This is a genomic window from Brevundimonas sp. (genome assembly GCF_030682035.1).
Lineage (GTDB): Bacteria > Pseudomonadota > Alphaproteobacteria > Caulobacterales > Caulobacteraceae > Brevundimonas.
In genome coordinates, this window is record NZ_JAUXQZ010000019.1 from 1 (window position 1) to 22,365 (window position 22,365).

Consider the following 22,365-nt stretch of genomic DNA (forward strand, 5'->3'; position numbering starts at 1 on the left):
ATCGAGCGCTGCTTCAACAGGCTCAAGCACTTCCGCCGCTTCGCAACACGCTTCGACCGGCTAGCCAGCCACTACCTGGCCTTCATCCACATCGCCGCCTCCATGCTCTGGATGCGCTGAATGTCGATTCGTCCTAGTCTATCCGGCACAGGCAATACATGAACTGCTGAGGCGTGCCCCAAGGCGTCTCGTGTAACTCTGTGGCGCTATCCAACAAGCGAAAATGCGGTCCGAACTCGCCGTGGAGACTACCGGCGTCGTACCGAACCACGTCCAGTCCGCTGCACTTCTCCGGTCCATCCAGTCCGAAGGTCGCGACAATGACATGACCCCCACGCTTGACGGTGCGGGCAACCTGACGGACGTATGCGACCCTGTCGTCCGCACTCGTCAGGAAGTGGAACACCGCCCGGTCGTGCCAAACATCGTAGCGAGCGGTTTCCAACTCGACTGCGGTAATGTCGCCCGCGACCCAGTGCACGGACGTCGCAGAGCAACCGAGGCGGGCTTTCGCCACCCCTATCGCGGCCGGCGAAATGTCGAGCACGGTCACGTCGCGGTAGTCGTGTGCAAGCAGGTCATCGACCAGGGTAGCTTCGCCGCCACCAACGTCGATGATCGCGCTTGCTCGATCCGGCGCAGCATCTTCGATCAGACGGAGTGAAACCTCGAGGTGAGGTCGATACCAACTCACCTCGTCTACCGCCTTGGTCTGGTAGACGTGTTCCCAATGCGTTTTCGCGCTCATCGTCCCCGCTCCCAGGCCTTCTCGAAGAAGCTGGGCTTGCCTCGTTTGAAATGCCAGAGGCGGCACATCGAATATCCGCCAAGGGTGGTGGGCTCAACTGATCGCCGCAGCACACTCGGCGAAGGTCTCCGCTGGCGTGCGATAGAGCAGGGTCTTTCTGGGCGTTCGTTGAGCTGGCGGGCGATGACGCTGTGCTCACAATCCACCGATTGTCAGCATATCCCGCCCCGCCAACCCGCTGATTCCGTTCCGCTTCCCGAAAATTCAGCGTCCCCAGCCCGCCATAGCAGGGCCCGCTTCCATAATCCCCGTTCCGTCGCAGGGAAGGGTGCAGGGCCTTGCGATCTTGTCGCGGCGGGAACGGGATGAGCGGGAGGGGGTCGCACCTCAACGCAGAGCGGATCGCGAGCGCCTCCGGGCCTCAAGCAGCGAGCCGCCGCGCGGCGGGGGTCAGGCTCCCACAGCCCGGCCTCAAGTCGCGAGCCCCCGTGGGGCGAGCATAGGCCAGGCGTCAAGGGCGACGGGCAGGGAACCCGCGCCGTTCCGGGGTGGAGGAACGGGCGGCGGAGCCGCCCGGACGAACGGTTCGCAAGGCTCCGACCCGCCCGCCGGAGGCCATGTCGGCAGGGCGTCAACAGCGCCGCTGGTCCTGAAAGAGCTCACCACTGCCTTTCAGGCCGACAGCTCCCGGTCAGACATTCCGTGCGGAGCGACGTCGCGAAGCCGAAACACACTCTCCCATGGTCTCCGGGCTTCGCGCCTGGCGCTCCGCCGGCCCTTCCCATCTCAACCGCTTCGCCTGAAGCGGCGATGAGTCATGCGCCAAACCTTCTCCCTCCCCTTCATGGGGAGTGGAGGATGGATTGGCGGAGCCAATCCGACGACGGGCGAGCCTCTGGCGAGCCTGGGTGGGGAACGCCCGTCCCGCACGGACCGCACCCGGCTTCGTCCTTCCCCACCCGGTCGCTTCGCGACCACCCTCCCCACGCGGGGGAGGGAGAAACGACACAGCGGCCCAACAAAGACGCCTTCGTCTTGCCGTGCTGGCCGCTGACACCCTATAGGCCAGACAGCACCCTTGCCGCTGATCGCCAGGACCGACCATGCTCACCGCCTTCCGCACCTTCGCCAAATCGAAATGGGCCATCGGCCTGCTGGTTGTCCTGGCCCTCGGCCTGCTGGTCACGGGCGGATCGCAGATGGATGTTTTGGCCAACCTGGGTCCGAAGCATGTGGTCTCGGCGGGCGACCGCAACCTGAGCCAGACCGAGTTCCGCGGCGAACTGGACCGTATCCGCGAGCAGGCCCAGCAACAGGCCGGCCGCGCGCTCGACTTCGAGGAACTGATCGGTGAAGGTGGCCTGCGTCAGTATCTGGAGCAGAAGTCGCAACAGCTCGGCTTCGTGAACTGGGCCTGGAAGGCCGGCATCCGTCCGGGCGAGGAGCTGGTCCTGCGCCAGATTCGCCAGGCTCCCGCCTTCTTCGACAACGTCACGGGTCAGTTCAGCGAGGAGCAGTACCGCTCCAAACTCGCTGAGGGCAACGCCACGCCCGAAATGTTCGAGGCGCAGCTGCGCGACCAGTATTCCACCCAGCACTACGGCGCCGCCCTCGGCGCCGGCATGCGCCTTCCGCGCGTCTATGGCGCCATCCTGGCCAGCCAGGCGCTTGAGACCCGCGACGCCCGCTGGTTCACCGTGACCCAGGCCATGGCGGGCGCGGCGGGCGTTCCGACCGACGCCCAGCTGACCGCCTTGATGAACCAGAACGCCGACCAGCTGCGTATGCCCGAATCCCGCACCGCCTCGGTGGTGCTGTTCGACGACGGCGCGGCCGCCCCGGCCGAACTGACCGAGGCCCGCATCCAGGAGCGGTTCAACTTCCGCCGCGACGCCCTGTCGCTGCCCGAGAAGCGCTCCTTCGTCACCCTGACCGCACCGAACCGCGCCGCCGCGGACCGTATCGCCAACGCCTTGCGCGGCGGCCAGTCTCCCGCCGACGTCGCCCGCGCCAACAGCATCCAGCCGGCCGAATACGTTGACACCCCGCGCAGCGCCCTGGGCGATCCGGCTGTCGCCGCCGCCGTCTTCGGCCTGGCCGCCAATCAGGTCTCCGCCCCGGTCCAGGCCGGCGTCGGCTTTGTCGTCGCTCGCGTGACCAGCATCCAGCCCGGCCGGGCCGCGACCCTGGCCGACGTCCGCGACCAGGTAATCGCCGAGCTTCGCACCGAGGACGCCCGCGCCTCCGTCTATCGCCGGGTCGAGGCCTATGAGAAGGCCCGCCAGGACGGCAAGACGCTGGACGTCGCCGTGCGCGAGGTCGGCGCCCGGGTGATCCGGATTCCGCCGATTCGTCAGGACGGCAAACTCCGCAACGGCCAGGACATCAACCCGCCCCTGCCGCCGCAACTGATCCAGACCATGTGGAGCCTGGGCAAGGGCGCCGAGAGCGAAGTGGTCGACATGGGCCAGGGCCAGTATTTCGTGGTCCGCCTCGACGACATCATGCCGGCGGCCCTGCCGCCGCTGGCCGGCATCCGCGAGCCGCTGGCCCGGCAATGGGTGCTGCGCGAGAACGCCCGCCTGCTCAGCACGCGCGCCAACGCGCTCGCCGCCCGTGTGCGCGGCGGCGAAGACCTGGCCGCCGTCGCCGCCTCGGTCGGCGCGACCCTGCAGACGGGAACCGGCCTGAACCGCCAGTCCGCCGAACAGAACGGACAGGGCGTCATCGCCGGCGTGTTCAGCAGCGGCCGCGGGGAGCCCTTCTCGCAGCAGAACACGGCCGACACCTTCGTCATCGGTCGCACGGAGCGCATCACCGGGGCGGTGCCGGCCCTGGCCGCTCCGGTCGCTGAACAGTTCCGTCAGCGCATGGCCGGCGACCACGTCAACGCCGTCGGCGAGGTGGCCATCGCCGCCGCCGCCGCCCGCAGCAAGGCCGAATACGACGAGCCCCTGGCCCGGATGTCCCTGGGCCTGCCGGCCGAAGCGCCCGCCGCCCCCGCTTCGCCCGCCGCTCCGGCATCGCCGGGCGCCCCGCCGGCGCGATGACGACCGGCGGCGAAGGCGGTTTCGCCGAATTCGAACGCGGTTGGTCGCGGGACCGCCCGCAGGTGGTCATCCGCAGGCTGGTGGACGACCTCGAGACGCCGGTCTCGGCCTTCCTCAAGGTCGGGCATGGCCGCACCCACGCCTTTCTGCTGGAATCGGTCGAAGGCGGCGCCGTCAACGGCCGCTATTCGATCATCACCCGCGAGCCGGACGTGGTCTGGCGCTGCCGGGGCGGCGCAGCTGAGCTGGCGCGGGGCGACGACATCGCCCCCGGCCGGTTCGAGCCCGAAGCCTCTGACGCCCTGACATCGCTGCGCGCCCTGATGGCGGCGTCGCGGTTCGACCTGCCCGCAGACCTGCCGCCCATGGCCGCGGGCCTGTTCGGGGTCTTCGGCTATGACATGGTGCGGCTGCTGGAGCCGCTCGGCGCGCCCAACCCCGACCCACTGGACCTGCCGGACGCAGTGCTGACCCGCCCCGCCCTGGTCGCCATCTTCGATTCGGTCAGCCACGAGATCGTGCTGGTGTCGGCCGCCTACCCCGACAGCGGGCTCGGCGGCCGGACGGCCTTCGACGCCGCTGTGGCGCGGCTCGACCGGTTCGAGGCCGACCTGCGAAGGCCGCTGCCGGCCCTGCCCGCGCCGGTCGAGACGGAAATCGCCCCGTTCCGTTCAGCCGTCGGCGACGCGGACTTCGCGGCCAAAGTCGCTCAGGCCAAGGACTATATCGCCGCCGGCGACATCTTTCAGGTCGTGCTCAGTCACCGGTTCGCCGCGCCGTGGACGACCGATCCGTTCGCCTTCTACCGCTCGCTGCGGCGGCGGAACCCGTCGCCCTATCTGTTCTACCTCGACTTCGGCGACTTTCAGCTGGCCGGGTCCAGCCCCGAGATTCTGGTCCGGCTCAAGAATGGCCGCGTCACCATCCGTCCGCTCGCCGGCACCCGGCCGCGTGGCGAGACGCCCGAGGCCGACCAGGCGCTGGAGGCCGAACTGCTGGCCGATCCGAAAGAACGGGCCGAGCATCTGATGCTGCTGGACCTCGGCCGCAACGACGTCGGCCGCGTCGCCGCCCCGGGCACGGTCGAGGTGATCGAGAGCTTCCGGGTCGAACGCTACAGCTCGGTGATGCACATCGTCTCCGAGGTCCAGGGCGACGCCCATCCCGACCTCGACGCCGTGGACACCCTGCTCGCCGCCCTGCCCGCCGGCACCCTGTCCGGCGCGCCCAAGGTGCGGGCGATGGAGATCATCGACGAGCTGGAGAGCGTCAAGCGCGGCGTCGGCTACGGCGGCGGCGTCGGCTATATCTCGGCCGGCGGCGAGGCTGACATCTGCATCGTGCTCAGGACTGCCCTGTTCGCCGACGGCAAGATCCACGTCCAGGCCGGCGCGGGCGTCGTCGCCGACAGCAATCCGGCCGCGGAATACGCGGAGACTTTCGCAAAGGCCCGCGCCCCCATGCGCGCCGCCGAGGACGCCTGGCGCTACCCGTTCGGCAATCGCTGAATTCTGGCGCTAGGGCAGGGCCGAGACCACCGGTTCGTCGAACCGCACGCCCGGCCCCAGCACCATGACACCGGCCATCAGCACCGCGGCCATCGCGGCCAGCGCTGCGGCGCCAAGGGCGGCGTAAGGGCTGGGCCGCGCGGCCGATGGCGTCAGCAGCATGCGCGCCTTGGTGATGCTTGTGTACGCCATGAAACCCCCGCGAACTTCAGCGGCAGGTTCGGGCGGGTTCGGTTAACGAAGACTTACCGTCACAGCCGCTTGGCGCGGCCTCGCGCACACCCTAGAAGCCAGACCATGATCCTCGTCGTCGACAACTACGACAGCTTCACCTGGAATCTCGTCCACTACCTCGCGGAGTTGGGCGCGGAGACGCGTGTCGTGCGCAATGACGACCTGACCGCCGCCGAGGCCTGGGCGCTGAAGCCCGAGGCCGTGCTGCTCTCGCCCGGCCCCTGCACGCCCAACGAGGCCGGCATTTGCCTCGCCATCCTTGATACCGCCCCGCTCGACATGCCGATCTTCGGCGTCTGCCTCGGCCATCAGGCCATGGGCCAGGCCTTCGGCGGCGAGGTGATCCGCGCCAAGGCCCTGATGCACGGCAAGACCTCGCCGATCGAGCATGAGGGCCGCAGCGTCTTCAAGGGGCTGCCCTCGCCCTTCACCGCCACCCGCTACCATTCGCTGGCCGTGCGCCGCGAAACCCTGCCCGACGTTCTGGAAGTGACCGCCTGGACCGCCGACGGCGAGATCATGGGCCTCGCCCACCGGACGCGTCCGATCCACGGCGTCCAGTTCCACCCCGAATCCATCGCCACCGAACACGGCCACGACCTGCTGGCGAATTTCCTCGACCTCGCCAACATCAAGCGCCGGGCCATGGTCTGATGGCCGACAACTTCAAACCCCTGCTGGCCAAGCTGGTCGACGGCCGTATCCTGTCGGCCGACGAGGCTCATGCCTTCTTCGCCGCCTGCCTGCGCGGCGAGCCGACCCCGGCCCAGGTCGCCGCCGCCGTCACCGCCCTGCGCATCCGCGGCGAGACGGTCGAGGAGATCGCCGCCTTCGCCACCGCCATGCGCGAGGCCGCCCGCACGCTCGACCATCCCTATGACGCCATCGACACCTGCGGCACCGGCGGCGACGGCCAGCACACCTTCAACATCTCGACCGCCGCCGCCCTGGTGCTGGCCGGCGCGGGCCTGAAGGTGGCCAAACACGGCAACCGGGCGATGAGTTCGAAGTCCGGGTCCTCGGACGTGCTCTCGGTGCTGGGCGTCAACCTGCAGGCCAGCCCGGCCCAGCAGCGCCGCTCGCTGGACGAGGCCGGGATCGCCTTCCTGTTCGCCCCCGCCTACCACGGCGCCATGCGCCACGTCGGGCCGGTGCGGGCCGAGATCGGCTTCCGCACCGTGTTCAACCTGCTCGGGCCGCTGTCCAACCCCGCCGGCGCCAGGCGTCAGGTCATGGGCGTCTATGATCCCCGCCTGCTTGAGCCCTTGGCCGAGGTGCTGGGCCGGCTCGGCGCGACCCGCGCCTGGACCGTCCACGGCCAGGGCCTCGACGAACTGACCACCACGGGCGAGACCGAGGTGGCGGAATGGAAGGACGGCGCCGTCCGCCGCTTCACCGTCACGCCGGAGGACGCCGGCCTGCCGCGCGCCGATCTCGCGGCTCTGCGCGGCGGGGATGCGGAAGAGAACGCCGTCGCCCTCCGCGCCCTGCTGGACGGGGCCAAGGGCGCCTATCGCGATATCGTCCTGCTCAACGCCGCCGCCGCCCTGGTCGTCGCCGACCGCGCCGCCGACCTGGCCGAGGGCGCGGCGCTGGCCGCTGCGGTCATCGACGACGGCCGCGCAGCCAAGGCCTTGGCCGATCTGGTCGAGGCTACAAATCGCGAAGTCGAGGCCTGCGAATGACGCCGCAAACACAAGCCCTTCCCCTCGAGGGGGAAGGGTTGGGATGGGGTGGAGCCGGGATTTTTCCGGTGGAGCTCCGATGGACCCCGTCGATGTCTGCAGAGCCTTTCGCGCCTCGTCCTGCAACGCCCTGCCACCGCCCCATCCCCGACCCTTCCCCGTCGAGGGGAAGGGAGCGCGCGGTGGGCGCCGTGCGATGAACGACGTCCTCGCCGAAATCGCCGCCTACAAACGCATCGACGTCGCCCACCGCAAGGCCGTGACGTCTCAGGACGCCGTCGAGGCGCTGGCGCGGCAGGCGTCCCCGCCTCGCGGCTTTCGCGCCGCGCTGGACGCGGCCCACACCCGCACCGGCCGCCCCGCCCTGATCGCCGAAATCAAGAAGGCCAGCCCGTCCAAGGGCCTGATCCGCGCCGATTTCGACCCGCCGGCCCTCGCCCGCGCCTATGAGCGCGGCGGCGCGACCTGCCTGTCGGTGCTGACCGACGGCCCCAGCTTCCAGGGCGACGACGCCTTCCTCGCCGCCGCCCGCGACGCCACCGCCCTGCCCTGTCTGCGCAAGGACTTCCTGGTCGATCCCTGGCAGGTCACCGGGAGCCGGGCCCTGGGCGCCGACTGCATCCTGATCATTCTCGCGATGGTCGACGACGCCCTCGCCGCCGACCTGCTGGCCGAGGCGGAGCGGTTCGGCATGGACGCCCTGATCGAGACCCACGACGAGGCCGAGATGGCCCGCGCCTGCAAGCTGGGCGGCGATCTGGTCGGCATCAACAACCGCTCCCTGCGCACCTTCGAGGTCGATCTCGCCGTCACCGAACGGCTGGCCGCGCTCGCCCCGCCCGGAGCCCTGCTGGTCGCCGAGAGCGGCCTCTTCACACCGGACGATGTGGCCCGCGTCTCGGACGCCCACGCCCAAGCGGTGCTCGTCGGGGAAAGCCTGATGCGTCAGGCTGACGTAGAGGCGGCGACCCGGAGACTGCTCGATTCCCACTGATTGGTTGGCCAAGACGTCCAAAGGCGCGTCTTGCCTTCGTTCCCGCAAATGATCACCTGGCTGTCAGCTTTAAAGTCATCATGCAGTTGGCGCGCAGTGGCGATTGCCAACCCAATTGCAGCGCCCCGATCTAAAGTGACGAGCGCTATCGTTGGCGGTATTTGCTGCGACGCAGAGCAAGAGGCAATTATCCAGTGTCGTTCACGCCGGACAATGGACAAGGTGGCAGCGGGGGCTTGTCGATTCATGGATCAATCTCGCTAGGAGAATAGGCGCGCTGACTGCGGGCGCGACTTGGATAACACGCTCCTGAGGCACCTTCGATACCCCCTGCCGAGACGCTGTCTTTGAGGACGCCGGGCGCCCTTGAAGCGCCACTCCGCCGTTAAGTTGACATTAGGCAAGAACACTTACAGAACATCGGCAACGGTTCACGCCTTGTTCTGGACGATTCGACGCCATGCTCACGCGCAAACAGCACGAACTCCTGATGTTCATCCACGAGCGGATCAAGGAGACCGGCGTCTCCCCCTCGTTTGACGAGATGAAGGAGGCGCTCGATCTGGCGTCCAAATCGGGCATCCACCGGTTGATCACGGCGCTGGAGGAGCGCGGCTTCATCCGCCGACTGGCGCACCGGGCGCGGGCGCTGGAGGTGGTCAAGATGCCGGATCAGGCCACGGCGGGCGCGCCGCGCGGGCGCTCGGGCTTCACCCCCGGCGTGATCCAGGGCGGCGGAAGGCCTCAGGGCGCCGAGGCCGCCAACGACACCCGCGAACTGTCCCTGATGGGCAAGATCGCCGCCGGTACGCCTATCGCCGCCATCGAGCACGAGACCGCCCGTTATCCGGTGCCCGAGGCCATGCTGGGCGCCGGCGAACACTATATGCTCGAGATCGAGGGCGACTCCATGATCGAGGCCGGCATCCTCGACGGCGATCTGGTGATCATCAAATCGGTCGATACCGCCTCGTCGGGCGAGATCGTCGTGGCCCTGGTCGAGGGCGAGGAAGCCACGCTCAAGCGGCTGCGCAAGAAGGGCGGCTCGATCGCGCTGGAGCCCGCCAACCGCAACTATGAGACGCGCATCTTCGGCCCCGATCAGGTCGAGGTCCAGGGCAAGCTGGTCGGCCTCATCCGCCGGTATCACTGACGCTCCACGGCCGGTCGCCGCGCACCTGCGCTGCCCAGACCGCGCGCCAGCGGTTCGCTGACGCAGGCCCGTCCCGCCACAGCTCGACCGCACCGCCCCGGGCGTAGTCGGCGCCGTCCAGCACCAGCCGTCCCTCGCATGAGGGCGGCAGCGCTGCGACCCTCGCCCGCACGCTGACCACCGGCGCCGAACGGCACAGGGCGTCGACCTGCTCCAGCGACGGCGCCCGACGGCCCCACCACAGCGCCAGCAGACCGGCGCCGGGTTCGGCGGGTGCACACGAAAACCGCGTGCAGGCCCAGCCCTCCGTCGCCCGTTCCGCCTGCTCGACGCCCCGCCGCCGCGACCAGACATCGACCGCGAACTGGCGCACGCCGGGCCGCACAACCACCGCCTCGCCCGCCTCGACGAAGGCCGCATTGGCGCCGCCGTCGCCGATCCAGAGGTCCGGCGTGGGATCGCGCGGCCACAGCATGACCGCCGCCGCGAACGGCAGGCCCAGCCAACGCAGCGGCCCCCGCCACAGGCAGCAGAACAACACCCCGAGGAAGGCGATGGGCAGGACGAAATCCGGGGCGCTGGCCACCGTCCTGACCGCGCCGGGCAGACCCGCCGTCCATTCTCCGATGGCCAGCATCACCCCGATCCCCTGCCCCGCCAGCCACAGGAAGGGCGCGCCCAGCCCCAGCGGCTCCAGCAAGGCCCCGAGCGCGAGAGCCGGCATGATGATGAAGTCAGACAGGGGCGCGGTCGCCAGATTGGCCCCCAATCCGTACATGGCCGTGCGGTTGAAATGCTGCAGGGCGAACGGTCCGGTCGCCGCCCCCGCCACCAGACTGGCCATCACGGCGATGCCCAGCCAGGCGCCGACCCGCTGCACCAGCAGGATTGGCCACGGCGCCGAAATCTCGCGCGGCCGCACAGGCCATGCCTCGACCAGAGCGACGAGAGCGGCGGTCGCCGCGAATGACATCTGAAAGCCGGGCGTGACGATGGCCTCAGGCCGGAGCAGCAGCACCACGAGGGCCGCCACGGCCAGGGCGTGCATGGTAATCGCCTGCCGGTCCAGCAGGATGGCCAGAAAGGCGATCGAGGCCGTGATCGCCGCCCGCTCGGCCGGCGCCGGCGAGCCGGAGATGACCAGATAGGTCGCCACCGCCCCCAAACCCGCCCAGGCCGCAACCTTCTTGCCGGAGACCCGCAACGCCAGCCACGGCCAGGCCGCGACCAGCAAACGCACCAGAAAGAAGGCGAAACCGCCGACCACCGCCATATGCAGGCCCGAGATCGACAGGATGTGCGCCAGGCCGGAATCACGCATGACATCGACCTGCGCCGGGTCCAACCACGCTTCGTGGCCCGTGGTCATGGCTGCGGCCACCCCGCCAGTCCGCATCCCCAGTCGCCCCACGATCCGCCTGGCCAGATCATAGCGCAGTCCATTGACCGCCATGGCCGCCCGGACATTCCATGGCGGCGGCGCCAAGTATGCCGGCCGGGTCTCGCCGAGCGAAAAGGCCACGCCGCCCATGCTCTGGAAATATGCGTTGCGGCCGAAGTCGTAGGCTCCGGGACTGGCCGGGGCCGGCGGCGGATTGATCAGGGCGAACAGCCGCACGGCCTGTCCCGGCTCGGGGGCCGCGCCGCGCACCGTGGCCCGCAGACGGGTCGGCGTCTCCTCCGGCGTCAGGCCGTGAATGCGGACCGGGGCAATGACCACCCGCGGCCCGGCCGCCCCCGGACTGTCGACATCGATAACCCAGCCCTCGACCACGGTCGGCTGGGCCATGGCGGGCGCGATCGGCGCCGTCACCGCATCGGTCCGCAGCTTGGCCACGGCGACGCCCAGCGCGAAACAGGCCAGCAGCATCAGCCCCAGGGTCCAGACCCGCGCCAGCGCCGTCCGCCGCGCGCCGAGCCAGAGCCCGGCCGCCAGCAGCGCGCCGGCGATCAGCGGCCATGCGGGCGGTTCGGTCTTCAGCGCGAAATAGACGGCGCAGCCGCCGCCGAACGCCACCGGAGCCGATAGCCGCCAGCGCAGCGACTGGTCGGCGACCTGTTCGCTCAGGAAGGGCCCCACCCGTTCGGCAAGGCTGGGATTTGCCGGGGCCGGCGCTATAACGCCCGCCATGACCTCCCCCTCCGACCTCAAACCCGCTGTCGTCACCCGTTTCGCCCCTTCGCCGACCGGTTCCCTGCACATAGGAGGCGCCCGGACGGCGCTTTTCAACTATTTGTATGCAAAGGGACGCAACGGGAAGTTCCTGGTGCGGGTCGAGGACACGGACCGGGAACGGTCCACGGACGCCGCCGTGACGGCCATTTTCGACGGTCTGAGCTGGCTGGAGCTGTTCGCCGACGAGGAGCCGGTGTTCCAGTTCAGCCGCGCCGACCGGCACCGCGAGGTGGTCAACGAGCTTCTGGAGCGCGGCGGCGCCTATCGCGACTTCACCTCAGCCGACGAGACCGGTCGCCTGCGGGATCTGGCCAAGGCCGAGCGCCGGACCTTTGAATCGCCGTGGCGCGACCGCGAACCGACCGTAGACGACCTGTCCCAACCCCATGTGGTCCGGTTCCGCCGTCCCCTGCCCGGCAATGTCACCGTCGAGGACGAGGTCCAGGGGACGGTCAGCTGGGCCAACGACGACCTCGACGATCTGGTCCTGCTGCGCAGCGACGGGGCGCCGACCTACAATCTGGCGGTGGTGGTCGACGACCACGACATGGGGATCACCCATGTGATCCGCGGCGACGATCACCTGAACAACGCCGCCCGCCAGAGCCTGATCTACGACGCCCTCGGCTGGACCCGGCCCAGCTTCGCCCACATCCCCCTGATCCACGGTCCGGACGGCGCCAAACTGTCCAAGCGGCACGGGGCCCAGGCCGTCCATGAGTATGCCGAGATGGGCTATCTGCCCGAGGCCATGCGCAATTATCTGGCCCGGCTCGGCTGGGCCCACGGCGATGACGAGCTATTCGGCGACGCCCAGGCGCTGGAATGGTTCGACCTGACAGGCGTCGGGAAGGCCCCGGCCCGGCTGGACTTCGACAAGCTGGCCCACGTCAACGCCCACTGGATCCGACTGGCGGACGACGACCGCCTGGCCAAGATGACGCTGGACGTCCATCTCGCGCGGGGCCACGCTCTCGGCCCCGACGACGAGGCCCGGCTGCTCCGGGCCATGCCCTACATCAAGGACCGGGCGAAGACCGCGCTCGAACTGGCCGATCAGACCACCTTCGCCCTCAAGGTCCGGCCTCTGGCCATCTACGAGAAGGCCCTGCCGATGCTGTCGGGCGAATCAGGTGAGCGGATCGGACGCCTGCGCGACCGGCTCAAACTGTTCGCCAGCTGGGACGTTTTCGCCCTCGAAGCCGAACTCAAGGTCTTCGCCGAGGAGGAGGCCGTCGGCTTCGGCAAGATTGGCCCCGCGGTGCGCGCTGCGCTGACGGGAGACGGCGTTTCGCCCGACATCGCCAGGACCATGGCCGCCCTGGGACGCGAAGAAAGCCTCGGGCGCTTGGATGATGCGCTGCAACAGACTATCTGACATTCATACACGGACCGCGACCCGACATCTCTCCGCCGGACCCCGCGCCTTCACCATGGGGCTGACATGACTGAACAAGCCAAGACCGCCGGTACCGCTACCCTGACCTACGGCGACAAGAGCGTTGAACTCCCCGTCCTTTCGGGGTCGACCGGCCCCGATGTGATCGACATCCGCAAGCTGTACGCGGCGACGGACGCCTTCACATACGATCCGGGGTTTACCTCGACCGCGGCTTGCGAAAGCGCGATCACCTTCATCGATGGCGATATCGGCACCCTGCTGCATCGCGGCTATCCGATCGATCAGCTGGCGTCGAAGTCGAACTTCATCGAGGTCTGCCACCTGCTGCTGCACGGCGAACTGCCGACGGCCGCCGAATACGAGGCTTTCGAGCGCAACATCATCATGCACACCATGCTGCATGCCCAGTTTGACCGCTTCTTCGAGGGCTTCCGCCGCGACGCCCACCCGATGTCGATCATGGTCGGGACCGTAGGGGCCCTGTCGGCCTTCTATCACGACAGCCTGGACATCCATGATCCGGTCCAGCGCAACATCTCGGCCATCCGCCTGGTCGCCAAGATGCCGACCCTGGCCGCGCGGGCGTTCAAATACTCGATCGGCCAGCCCTTTGTATCGCCGCGCAACGACCTGAACTACGCCGAGAATTTCCTGCGCATGTGTTTCGCGGTTCCGGCTGAGGACTATGTCGTCAATCCGGTGCTGGCCAGGGCCATGGACCGCATCTTCATCCTGCACGCCGACCACGAGCAGAACGCTTCGACCTCGACCGTCCGCCTGGCCGGGTCTTCGGGCGCCAACCCCTTCGCCTGTATCGCCGCCGGCATCGCCTGCCTGTGGGGCCCGTCGCACGGGGGCGCCAACGAGGAGGCGCTGAACATGCTCAAGGAGATCGGTACGCCGGACCGGATCCCGGAGTTCATTGAGGGCGTGAAGGCCAAGAAATACAAGCTGATGGGCTTCGGCCACCGCGTGTACAAAAACTACGACCCGCGCGCCCGGGTGATGAAGGAGAGCGCCGACGAGGTGCTGGCCGCCGTCGGCGATCCCAACGACCCGCTGTTCCAGGTCGCCAAGGCGCTGGAAGAGATCGCCCTGAACGACGAATATTTCATCGAGCGGAAACTGTTCCCCAACGTCGACTTCTATTCGGGCATCACCCTGTCGGCGATGGGGTTCCCGACCTCGATGTTCACCGTCCTGTTCTCGCTGGCCCGCACCGTCGGCTGGATCGCCCAGTGGCAGGAAATGATGGCCGACCCCGGCCAGAAGATCGGCCGCCCGAGGCAGCTGTATACGGGGCCGACGGAGCGGGATTACGTGCCGATCCAGAAGCGGGGCTGAGGCGCGCACGTCGCCGGAATACCGGACGCCGGGGTTCAGCCCCGGCGTTTTCGTTTGTGCCTGCCATTATCGCACCACCTGCGTCGTGAGGCGCAAGGCCAGCAGGCCGAGGATCATCAGGACGCACGCCCAGTCCCACCGTCTGGACTTGATCACCAGCATCGAGACCAGAAGGGCGAGGACTGCGGCGCGGCTCACGGTGCGGATGTCGAGGGAAATGCTGCCCGTCAGCAAAGCCACGGCCCAGGTGGAAACCTGATAAAGGGCGAAGGTCAGGATGAAGACCTTGCGATGCGCCGCATAGTGACGCCGCATGTCCCAGTCGCTGTCCGGCTCGAAATTCGGCAGGGCGCTGGCGGTGGTCACGAACAACAGGAGCGGCGGCGCCAGCACCAGTCCGAGTTCGGCTGCGGTGCGGGCCTGCCCCGATCCGTCGAGCCCGAGATAGAGCGCCCACCAGTAGTTCAGGACCAGAAGAACCATCCCCGCGACCCAGGCGAGTGCAAGCGGGTCCCAACGGACCTGGTCCCGCTTGCGGATCAGGCGCAATAGGTTGCCCAGCATCTCCGTCAGGCCCAGCCCGACGATGATCGAAATCAGCGTGATTGAATGCTCTGCGATGTCCATGGCTGGCCCCCATCCCCGGAACGCACTTTAGTTGCATCGGAATAGTCCGCACAAACCGAAGAATTCCGAGGGATATTAACGGGCCAACGACTATGTCGCCCTTGCCGCGATCACCTTCAGCACGGCCTCGGCCGCCAGCGCCGACGGATCGGCCCCGCCCCGCCCCATCAGGTCCAGCGCCGCCGTCTGGCGATCCGCCTGCGCCCGCCTCGCCTCCGGATCGGCCAGCAGCCGCCTGACCGCCCCGGCCAGCCGGTCCGGCGTGGCGTCGTTCTGGATCAGTTCGCGCGCGATCTCTTCATCCGCGGCGTGGTTGAACAGGGTCGCGTATTTCCCGGTGAAGAATGGCTTCATGATCGCATAACTGAGCGGCTGGAAGCGGTAGGCGATGACCATGGGCGCACCGGCCAGGGCCAGTTCGGTGGAGACGGTGCCGCTGGTGGCGAGGGCGACCGTGGCCGCGCGCATGGCGGCGTATTTCTGGTCCTCTCCGACCACATGGGCGCGGAACGGCCAGGTGGCGACCCGCGCCGTGACATCCGCCGCGACGGTCCCGGCGGCGACCACGGCGATCTCCAGCGTCGGATCGGAGGCCTTCAGCCGGGCGATCGCGGCCTCATAGACCGGCGTCATCAGCTGGATTTCGGACGGCCGGCTGCCCGGCAGAACGACCAGCAGGGGCGCGTCCGCCGCAATCCCGCGCGCGGCCCGGAAGGCGGCGGGGTCGGCTCCGCTCATGTCGACATGCAGGGCCTGCGACCCCACCACCGTCGTCGCCAGACCCTCGCGCTCGAACCACGGGGCGTCGAAGGCATAGAGGGCCAGCAGGTGGTCGACCGCCGCCGCCAGCGTCTTGGCCCGCCCCGGCCGCGAGGCCCAGACCTGAGGCCCGACGTATTTAATCAGCGGCACCCCCGGCAGAGCAGTCCTGAGCGCCTTGGCCACCCGGATGGTGAACCCCCAGCTGTCGATCAGCACCACCGCATCCGGCTTTTCGGCCAGGCCCAGCGCCACCGTGTCGGCCACGCGCCGCTTGACGATGCCGTAGGCCCTGAACCCCTCCACCCAGCCGTGAATGGACAGTTCGGCGATATCGAAGGGACTTTCGACCCCCTGTTCCGCCATCCGCGGCCCGCCGACGCCAACGAACATTACGTCCGCTCCAGGCCGCGCCTTCAACGCCCCGGCCAGGCCGGCCCCCAGCGCATCCCCCGAAGCCTCGGCAGCGACCAGCATGATCTTCAGCGGCCGGCTCACCGTTGCTGGCCCCAGACGAACAGGCCCAGCCGGTCGGCGGCCTCGATCAGCCCGGCCCGGTCGATCAGGATCAGCTTGCCCGCTATGCCGCCGACACCGGACAGCCCTGCGGCGGCGGCCATTTCAATGGTCCGGGCGCCGATCACCGGCATGTCGACCCGCAGGTCCTGGATCGGCTTGGGCGCCTTGCCGAGTACGCCCTTGCGGTCCGCGGCCGAGCCGCGCAGGTCGGCGGGCAGGCCCGCGACCCGGGCCAGCATGGAGTCCGTGCCCTCCTGGGCCTCGACCGCCAGCACCAGACCGTCGCAAACCACGGCACCCTGGCCGATATCCAGTTCGCCAGCCTTTTCCGCGACGTACAAGGCCTTCCTTAGGTCGGCCAGCTGGGCCTCCGTCGGCGAGACGGCGCCCAGCGCCCCGTCCGGCAGGGTCTCTCCGCCCAGGATGTCGTCAGCGCCCTCGATGGCGTAGCCCTCGGCCTCGAACACCGACAGGATTTTGCGCAGCAGGGCGTCGTCGCCCTTCGACGCCGCCGCGATGATGCCGGGCAGCAGGGTCGCGCCCTTCAGATCGGGCTTCAGGGTCTTGAAGTCCGGGCGGCTGACCGTGCCGGCGAAACATACGCCTGTGCAGCCGGCCTTCTTCAGCGCCGACAGGATCTTGCCGAACTCGGCCATGCCGGCCTCAATGCCCGGATAACGCGCCAGATGCAGATCAGCGAAGCCGGCCAGCCGCACGACGAACACCGGCCGACCTTCGGCCTCGCACCGCGCCGCCACCGATACCGGCAAGGCGCCGCCGCCAGCGATCAGGCCGAGCTTGCTCATTCGCCCGGCAGGCAAAGAGGACGTTTGCCGTCCTCTCGTATGAAGGCGACGATCTCCATGATCTCCGGCAAGTCGTCAAAACCGGCCTCCACCGCGTCCAGCCGATCGGCGAAGGTCCCTCCGCCCTCGAACAACTCATGATAGGCGGCTAGCAGACGGCGGATGGCGCTCTTGTCGTAGCCCTTGCGCTTGAGGCCGATCAGATTGAGCCCGTGCAGCTGTGCGTGGTTGCCCCAGGCCGAGCCATAGGGGATCACGTCGCGCGTCACCGCCGCCAGCCCGCCCACGATGGCCCCCTGCCCGACCCGACCGAACTGGTGAACCGCGCAAAGCCCGCCCAGGAATACCCGGCTCCCGACCCGCGAATGCCCACCGAGCGTGGCGTGGTTGGCGAAGGTGACGTGATCGCCGACGACCGCGTCGTGGCCGACATGAGCCCCGGTCATGAACAGGCAGTGGTCGCCGATGGTCGTCAGCTTGCGGTCGCCGGGCGTGCCCCGGTTGAAGGTGCAGTGCTCGCGTACCAGGTTGTCCTGGCCGATCTCGAGCCGTACGGGCTCGCCCTTGTAGCCCCCGTGCTGGGGATCGCCGCCGATGACGGAAAAGGGATGGATGACCGTGCGGGCGCCCACGGTGGTGTCCTGCTGGATCACCACATGGCTGGCCAGACGCACGTCCTCGGCCAGGATCACCCCCGGTCCGACAATGCTCCATGGGCCGATTTCGACCCCGTTCGCCAGCTGCGCGCCGGCGTCGACGACCGCGGTGGGATGGATGCGGCTCATGCGACCGGCTTGTCGACAGTGACCATCATGGCCGCGAAATCGGCCTCCGAGGCCAGCTTGCCGTCGATGAAGGTCTCACCGCGGAATTTGAAGATGTCGCCGCGCCTCTTCGTAACCACTACCTGCATCCGCAACTGATCGCCCGGCCGGGCCGGCTTGCGGAAGCGGACGCCGTCGATGGACATGAACATGATCACCTTGCCCTCGACCGTGACATCCATCGATTTGGACATCAGCAGGGCGCCGGTCTGGGCCATGGCTTCGATGATCATCACGCCGGGCATGACGGGATCGATCGGGAAATGCCCGGGGAAATAGGGCTCGTTGTGAGTGACGTTCTTGATGCCCGTGATCGAGGTGTTGGCGACGAAATCCTCGGCCTTGTCGATGAGCAGAAAGGGATAGCGGTGCGGCAGCCGCCGCATCACCTCAGCATAGTCGATCCTGCCGTCGTCGCTCATCCTGCGGCCTTCCTCGCCGACGGCGCTAGGAACGCGCCTTTCCGGACGCCTGTTTGGCGAGCCAGACCGCTTCGCGCAAGGACTGTCGGATCGGTTTGGCCGGATAGCCTGACCAGGTCTCGCCGGCCGGAATATCAGCCAGCACCCCGGCCCCGCCCGCCACGCGAGCCCCCTCGCCAATGCGGATATGATCGCCGATGCCCGCCTGGCCGCCGAAGATCACGTTGTCGCCGACGATGCAGGAGCCCGAAATACCCGTATGGGCGGCCATCAGGCAGTTGCGGCCTATGACGCAATTATGAGCGATCATGACCAGATTATCGATCTTGGTGTTCTCGCCGACGACGGTGTCGTCATAGGCCCCGCGGTCGACACAGGAGTTAGCCCCGACGGTGACCCCATCCTGCAGGATCACCCGGCCCAGCTGGGGAACATCGACCGGCCCGGTCTTCGAGCGCGCCGCGCCGAACCCCGCCTCGCCGATCCGGGCGCCGGACATCAGTCGGACGCGATCTCCGATCAGGGCGAAACCGACGCTGACATTGTAGCCGATGACGCAGTCGCGGCCGATCTGGACGCCCGGACCGATGACGCTGTTGGCGCCGATGCAGGTGCCCCGGCCGATCCGCGCGCCGGCGCCGATGACGACGCCGGCCTCGAACACGACCGTGTGGTCCTCGGCGGCTTCCTCGCGATCAGCCTCTGAGAGCGGGATGGCCCGGTGAAGGGACGCCGACGCCCGCGCCCAGGCGGCTTGCGGCTCATCGGAAACGATGATGGCGGCGTCCGCGGGCGCGGCCTCAAGCGCGGCGGCGGGCAGGATCACGCACCCGGCCCGGGTCTGGCCCAGGGCGGCGGCGAATTTGCGATCCCCCAAAAAGGCGACATCCCCGGCCCCGGCGGACCCGAGGGGGGCGACGGCGGAGACCTGTCGGTCCCCGCCCCGGATGACTTCGCCCCCGATCCGTTCGGCCAGCTCCGCGACGCTCAGCGACGGCAGGTTGTCGAAAAAACGCGGATCGGGCATGGCGGCCCTATTGCTGCTGTTGGGCGGGCACTTCGAGACGGTTGAAGGATACCGACGGCAGGCTCGTGTTCAGGCGCTGGACGACGATGTCGGTGACGTCCATGGCCGGGTTGAAGATATAGACAGCCGAACGGTCCAGCAGCAGGCCGCAGCCGCGCTCCTGATAGACGGCGACCAGGATCGGGTCGGCAGACTGGGCGATCGCCCGGATCTGCATCTGCTGGGTGTACTGTAGCTCCGCCTGACGGCGTTGCTCCAGCTGCTGGGCCTCTTCGGCGCGCTGCCGCCAGGCCCGCATGCGCGAGCCGTCCGGATCAGCCGCCTGGCCGCCCTGCTGCAAGGCTTGGGCCTCGGTCTGCAGCGTGGCGCCGTACGGGGCGAGTTCACCCTGCACTTCGGTGATCAGCCGCTGCATGCCGGCCTGGACGGACTGACCGGCCGTCGACTGGGCGAGCAGGCGGTCGTTGTGGAAGACACAGACGCCGGGCAGGACCGGACCCGGATTTGCCGGGGCCTGGGCTTGAGCCGCGGCAGAGCCGGCGGCCAGGGAGGCGAGTGCGAATGCGCCGATTGCGAACAGTTTCATCGTGAACCTTTGATGCGGGAATAGCGCCCGCGCTAGAACTGAGTGGAGGTCGAGAAGCGAAACGTTTCTGTTTTGTCGTACTGTTGCTGGCCGATGATCTGGCTCAGGTCGAAGCGGATGGGACCCATGGGTGAACGCCAGTGAATGCTGACGCCGGCGGAGGCCCGCAGGGCCAGCTCGTCGACGATATTGGGGTTCGGCAACCCGCCGGTCGTCGTTGTGTAGCGGTCATCCAGAACTCCGACCGTGCCGACGTCGGTGAAGACCGAGGTACGGATGCCATACTCTTCGGGCAGACCGTTGGGGACGGTCATTTCCAGCGTGCCGATGGCGTAGAAATTGCCCCCGAGGGCGTCCTTGTTGGTGCCGGGGGTCAGGTCACGCGGCCCGATGCCCGCGGTCTGAAAGCCGCGGAAGCTGTTGCCGCCCTTGAAGAAGCGGTCGTTGATCCGGATCGGGTCGCCGCCCCACCCCGCGATATAGCCCACCGAGGCCGTGGCGGTCACGACCCAGTTGGGGCGGATGCCCCAATAGGCCGACACGTCCGCCTCGGACTTGACGTAGTTCACATCTCCGCCGATGCCGGCGAAATCCTGTCGCAGGCTGCCGGTCCAGCCACGCGTCGGCCGAACGGGATCGTTCCGGCGGTCAACCAGCAGGGTATAGCCCGCCGAGGAGTTTATGAACGAGCCGGCCTGATCGCACAGGGCGTTGGAACCGCCGTTGCAGAAGCCCTGCGGCACGATGATCTCATCGCTCTTCAGGAAGTAACGGGTGCTCAGCAGGGTGTAGCCGTTCAGCGGATAGGACAGGCGTAAGCCCCCGCCAGTCGAGCGGTAGTCGTAGGATGAGAACTTGCTCAGGTCATAGCGCGAGTGAAAGGCGTCGAAGCCGGCGCGCAGGTCGCGGCCGAGGAATTTAGGCTCGGTGAAGCGGAAGTCCATCTGCTGACGCAGCGACCCCCATTCGACACGAGCGACGACATTCTGGCCCCGGCCGCGGAAATTGCGTTCGGTGATGCCCAGATTGACCACGAAGGAGTCGACCGAGCTGAAGCCGGCGCCGACGGACAGTTCGCCGGTCGGCTGTTCCGTGACGGTGACATTGACCACTGATCGGTCGGGCGCCGTACCGCGGGCCTCCTCGACAGTGACGTCCTTGAAGAAGCCCAGAGCCCGCAGATTGTTGCGCGAACGCTCCAGCAGGGTGCGGTTGAAGGCGTCGCCTTCGGTCAGCATCATCTCCCGGCGGATGACATTGTCCAGCGTACGGGTGTTGCCGATGACGTTGATCCTGTCGACGTAAACCCGCTGGCCTTCCTTGACGTTGAACGTGACATCGACGGTGTCGGTCTCGGGATTGGCCCGATAGGTCGGGTCAATTTCGACGAAGGCATAGCCCGCCGAACCCGCCGCGAATGTCAGGGCGTCGACCGCCGACTCGATCTTGTCGCTCTCGTACAGGTCCCCGGTGCGGATCGGCAGCAGCAGCTTCAGGAAGTCGGGATTCAGACGATCGTTCTCGGTGACGACATCGACCGTGCCGAAATTGTAGCGATCGCCCTCATCCACGGTCAGGGTGATGCCGAAGGCGCTGTCGTCCGGCGCCAGTTCGGAAATCGCCGACAGAACCCGGAAGTCGTAGTAGCCGCGGTTGGTGTAGAATTTCCGCAGCTGCTCCCGGTCGTAGTCCAGACGGTTCGGGTCGTAGTTGTCATTGGTTGTGAACAGACGGTACCAGGCCGACTGTTGCGTCACCATGACCTCGCGCAGGTCGCTGTCCGAAAAGGCGCTATTGCCCAGGAAGGTGATGGCCCGCACGCCAGTCTCGGGACCCTCGCTGATCTCGAACACCACATCGACGCGGTTCTGGTCCAGCTGGACGATCTTGGGCGTGACGGTGGCCGAGATGCGGCCTGACAGGCGGTACAGCTCGACGATCTTGCCGACGTCTTCCTGGATCCGGGCGCGGGTGTAGATGCCGCGCGGCTTCAGCGTGACTTCTTCGCGCAGCTTGTCCTCGCTGACCGCGCCGTTCCCCTCGAACACCACCTGGTTGATGATCGGGTTCTCGACGATCTCGACGATCAGATCGCCATTCGGCTGGACGCCCAGTTGGACGTCGGCGAACAGCTGGGTGCGGGTGAGTGTGCGGACGGCGACGTCCAGCACCGCGGGATCGACCGTGTCGCCCGGCTGGATCGGCAGATAGGACAGGACCGTGGTCTGGTCGATGCGCTGGTTGCCGCGCACCAGAATGCGATTGATCGTGACCCGCTGTTCCTGCGGCGCCGCCGGCTGCGCCGCCACAGGGGGACCCACCTCGACCGGCGCCGGCTGAATCACCGGTGCGGCCGGAGCCGGACTTTGGGCCATGGCCGGACCGGCCAGCCCTGCGGCGGCCGCAAGGGCCAGCAGGCTGGGGCTCAGGACCCTGGCGAAATGAAGGGCGGACACATCTTGTCGGATCATACGGGAAACCATCGGGGGCTGGCGTCGGCT

19 protein-coding genes are annotated in these 22,365 nt (G+C 68.1%); 8 read left to right on the top strand and 11 right to left on the bottom strand.

The window, feature by feature from the left end; all coding sequences use genetic code 11:
* Positions 1–133 precede the first annotated feature (133 nt).
* Positions 134–748, bottom strand: coding sequence for a class I SAM-dependent methyltransferase (locus tag Q8K49_RS04160; RefSeq protein ID WP_305304293.1), 615 nt, complete (start codon positions 746–748; stop codon positions 134–136).
* A gap of 1,103 nt (positions 749–1,851) precedes the next feature.
* On the opposite strand from Q8K49_RS04160, the gene Q8K49_RS04165 reads away from it, so the two are divergent.
* Both Q8K49_RS04165 and trpE read left to right on the top strand, forming a co-directional pair.
* Positions 1,852–3,798, top strand: a complete 1,947-nt coding sequence (locus Q8K49_RS04165) for a peptidyl-prolyl cis-trans isomerase (RefSeq protein WP_305304294.1) — start codon at positions 1,852–1,854, stop codon at positions 3,796–3,798.
* Positions 3,795–5,306, top strand: coding sequence for an anthranilate synthase component I (trpE, locus tag Q8K49_RS04170; RefSeq protein ID WP_305304295.1), 1,512 nt, complete (start codon positions 3,795–3,797; stop codon positions 5,304–5,306). The genes Q8K49_RS04165 and trpE overlap by 4 nt, the downstream gene beginning before the upstream one ends.
* Before the next feature lie 9 nt (positions 5,307–5,315).
* On the opposite strand, the gene Q8K49_RS04175 is transcribed toward trpE, so the two are convergent.
* On the bottom strand, positions 5,316–5,498 hold the full coding sequence (locus Q8K49_RS04175) for a peptidoglycan-binding protein (RefSeq protein ID WP_305304297.1): 183 nt from the start codon (positions 5,496–5,498) through the stop codon (positions 5,316–5,318).
* Positions 5,499–5,603: 105 nt separating this feature from the next.
* Here Q8K49_RS04175 and Q8K49_RS04180 point away from each other — a divergent pair, with 105 nt between their 5' ends.
* The 4 genes from Q8K49_RS04180 to lexA all read left to right on the top strand — a co-directional run bounded on the left by Q8K49_RS04180 (position 5,604) and on the right by lexA (position 9,372).
* Positions 5,604–6,194, top strand: a complete 591-nt coding sequence (locus tag Q8K49_RS04180) for an aminodeoxychorismate/anthranilate synthase component II (RefSeq protein ID WP_305304298.1) — start codon at positions 5,604–5,606, stop codon at positions 6,192–6,194.
* A complete protein-coding gene (gene trpD / locus Q8K49_RS04185) occupies positions 6,194–7,225 on the top strand; it encodes an anthranilate phosphoribosyltransferase (RefSeq protein ID WP_305304300.1) in 1,032 nt (343 codons plus the stop codon). Before Q8K49_RS04180 ends, trpD begins: the two co-directional genes overlap by 1 nt.
* 196 nt (positions 7,226–7,421) lie before the next feature.
* Entirely contained in the window at positions 7,422–8,219 is a 798-nt protein-coding gene (trpC, locus tag Q8K49_RS04190; RefSeq protein ID WP_305304302.1) for an indole-3-glycerol phosphate synthase TrpC, read from the top strand.
* 460 nt (positions 8,220–8,679) lie between these two features.
* The gene (lexA, locus tag Q8K49_RS04195) at positions 8,680–9,372 is read left to right on the top strand and encodes a transcriptional repressor LexA (protein ID WP_305304304.1); all 693 of its coding nucleotides are present in this window, start codon (positions 8,680–8,682) and stop codon (positions 9,370–9,372) included.
* On the opposite strand, the gene Q8K49_RS04200 is transcribed toward lexA, so the two are convergent.
* The gene (locus Q8K49_RS04200; RefSeq protein WP_305304306.1) at positions 9,353–11,503 is read right to left on the bottom strand and encodes a ComEC/Rec2 family competence protein; all 2,151 of its coding nucleotides are present in this window, start codon (positions 11,501–11,503) and stop codon (positions 9,353–9,355) included. The genes lexA and Q8K49_RS04200 overlap by 20 nt on opposite strands.
* On the opposite strand from Q8K49_RS04200, the gene gltX reads away from it, so the two are divergent.
* Positions 11,502–12,926, top strand: coding sequence for a glutamate--tRNA ligase (gene gltX, locus Q8K49_RS04205; RefSeq protein WP_305304307.1), 1,425 nt, complete (start codon positions 11,502–11,504; stop codon positions 12,924–12,926). The two genes, Q8K49_RS04200 and gltX, sit on opposite strands and share 2 nt — an antisense overlap.
* Before the next feature lie 66 nt (positions 12,927–12,992).
* Positions 12,993–14,294 (top strand): citrate synthase, encoded by a 1,302-nt coding sequence (gltA, locus tag Q8K49_RS04210; protein WP_305304308.1) that lies wholly within the window; start codon positions 12,993–12,995, stop codon positions 14,292–14,294.
* A 66-nt stretch (positions 14,295–14,360) separates the two neighbouring features.
* On the opposite strand, the gene Q8K49_RS04215 is transcribed toward gltA, so the two are convergent.
* From Q8K49_RS04215 to bamA, 8 genes are all read right to left on the bottom strand, one after another.
* Positions 14,361–14,921 carry a hypothetical protein gene (locus Q8K49_RS04215; RefSeq protein ID WP_305304309.1) on the bottom strand — a complete coding sequence of 187 codons (561 nt, stop codon included), beginning with the start codon at positions 14,919–14,921 and terminating at the stop codon, positions 14,361–14,363.
* 90 nt (positions 14,922–15,011) lie between these two features.
* The gene (lpxB, locus tag Q8K49_RS04220; protein WP_305304310.1) at positions 15,012–16,178 is read right to left on the bottom strand and encodes a lipid-A-disaccharide synthase; all 1,167 of its coding nucleotides are present in this window, start codon (positions 16,176–16,178) and stop codon (positions 15,012–15,014) included.
* Positions 16,175–17,005: an LpxI family protein gene (locus tag Q8K49_RS04225; protein WP_305304312.1), complete on the bottom strand. Its 831-nt coding sequence runs from the start codon at positions 17,003–17,005 to the stop codon at positions 16,175–16,177. The genes lpxB and Q8K49_RS04225 overlap by 4 nt, the downstream gene beginning before the upstream one ends.
* On the bottom strand, positions 17,002–17,790 hold the full coding sequence (gene lpxA / locus Q8K49_RS04230; protein ID WP_305304314.1) for an acyl-ACP--UDP-N-acetylglucosamine O-acyltransferase: 789 nt from the start codon (positions 17,788–17,790) through the stop codon (positions 17,002–17,004). The genes Q8K49_RS04225 and lpxA overlap by 4 nt, the downstream gene beginning before the upstream one ends.
* Entirely contained in the window at positions 17,787–18,251 is a 465-nt protein-coding gene (fabZ, locus tag Q8K49_RS04235) for a 3-hydroxyacyl-ACP dehydratase FabZ (protein ID WP_305304316.1), read from the bottom strand. Before fabZ ends, lpxA begins: the two co-directional genes overlap by 4 nt.
* A 25-nt stretch (positions 18,252–18,276) precedes the next feature.
* Positions 18,277–19,278, bottom strand: a complete 1,002-nt coding sequence (gene lpxD / locus Q8K49_RS04240; RefSeq protein ID WP_305304317.1) for a UDP-3-O-(3-hydroxymyristoyl)glucosamine N-acyltransferase — start codon at positions 19,276–19,278, stop codon at positions 18,277–18,279.
* 7 nt (positions 19,279–19,285) lie between these two features.
* Positions 19,286–19,864: an OmpH family outer membrane protein gene (locus tag Q8K49_RS04245; RefSeq protein WP_305304318.1), complete on the bottom strand. Its 579-nt coding sequence runs from the start codon at positions 19,862–19,864 to the stop codon at positions 19,286–19,288.
* Between the two features lie 32 nt (positions 19,865–19,896).
* A complete protein-coding gene (gene bamA / locus Q8K49_RS04250; protein ID WP_305304319.1) occupies positions 19,897–22,335 on the bottom strand; it encodes an outer membrane protein assembly factor BamA in 2,439 nt (812 codons plus the stop codon).
* Positions 22,336–22,365: the final 30 nt, after the last annotated feature.

Excerpts from the sequence above, each read along its gene's own strand:
- Q8K49_RS04160 (WP_305304293.1), bottom strand. The coding sequence starts at position 748 with ATGAGCGCGAAAACGCATTGGGAACACGTCTACCAGACCAAGGCGGTA.
- Q8K49_RS04165 (WP_305304294.1), top strand. The coding sequence starts at position 1,852 with ATGCTCACCGCCTTCCGCACCTTCGCCAAATCGAAATGGGCCATCGGC.
- trpE (WP_305304295.1), top strand. The coding sequence starts at position 3,795 with ATGACGACCGGCGGCGAAGGCGGTTTCGCCGAATTCGAACGCGGTTGG.
- Q8K49_RS04175 (WP_305304297.1), bottom strand. The coding sequence starts at position 5,498 with ATGGCGTACACAAGCATCACCAAGGCGCGCATGCTGCTGACGCCATCG.
- Q8K49_RS04180 (WP_305304298.1), top strand. The coding sequence starts at position 5,604 with ATGATCCTCGTCGTCGACAACTACGACAGCTTCACCTGGAATCTCGTC.
- trpD (WP_305304300.1), top strand. The coding sequence starts at position 6,194 with ATGGCCGACAACTTCAAACCCCTGCTGGCCAAGCTGGTCGACGGCCGT.
- trpC (WP_305304302.1), top strand. The coding sequence starts at position 7,422 with ATGAACGACGTCCTCGCCGAAATCGCCGCCTACAAACGCATCGACGTC.
- lexA (WP_305304304.1), top strand. The coding sequence starts at position 8,680 with ATGCTCACGCGCAAACAGCACGAACTCCTGATGTTCATCCACGAGCGG.
- gltX (WP_305304307.1), top strand. The coding sequence starts at position 11,502 with ATGACCTCCCCCTCCGACCTCAAACCCGCTGTCGTCACCCGTTTCGCC.
- Q8K49_RS04200 (WP_305304306.1), bottom strand. The coding sequence starts at position 11,503 with ATGGCGGGCGTTATAGCGCCGGCCCCGGCAAATCCCAGCCTTGCCGAA.
- gltA (WP_305304308.1), top strand. The coding sequence starts at position 12,993 with ATGACTGAACAAGCCAAGACCGCCGGTACCGCTACCCTGACCTACGGC.
- Q8K49_RS04215 (WP_305304309.1), bottom strand. The coding sequence starts at position 14,921 with ATGGACATCGCAGAGCATTCAATCACGCTGATTTCGATCATCGTCGGG.
- Q8K49_RS04225 (WP_305304312.1), bottom strand. The coding sequence starts at position 17,005 with ATGAGCAAGCTCGGCCTGATCGCTGGCGGCGGCGCCTTGCCGGTATCG.
- lpxA (WP_305304314.1), bottom strand. The coding sequence starts at position 17,790 with ATGAGCCGCATCCATCCCACCGCGGTCGTCGACGCCGGCGCGCAGCTG.
- fabZ (WP_305304316.1), bottom strand. The coding sequence starts at position 18,251 with ATGAGCGACGACGGCAGGATCGACTATGCTGAGGTGATGCGGCGGCTG.
- lpxD (WP_305304317.1), bottom strand. The coding sequence starts at position 19,278 with ATGCCCGATCCGCGTTTTTTCGACAACCTGCCGTCGCTGAGCGTCGCG.
- Q8K49_RS04245 (WP_305304318.1), bottom strand. The coding sequence starts at position 19,864 with ATGAAACTGTTCGCAATCGGCGCATTCGCACTCGCCTCCCTGGCCGCC.
- bamA (WP_305304319.1), bottom strand. The coding sequence starts at position 22,335 with ATGATCCGACAAGATGTGTCCGCCCTTCATTTCGCCAGGGTCCTGAGC.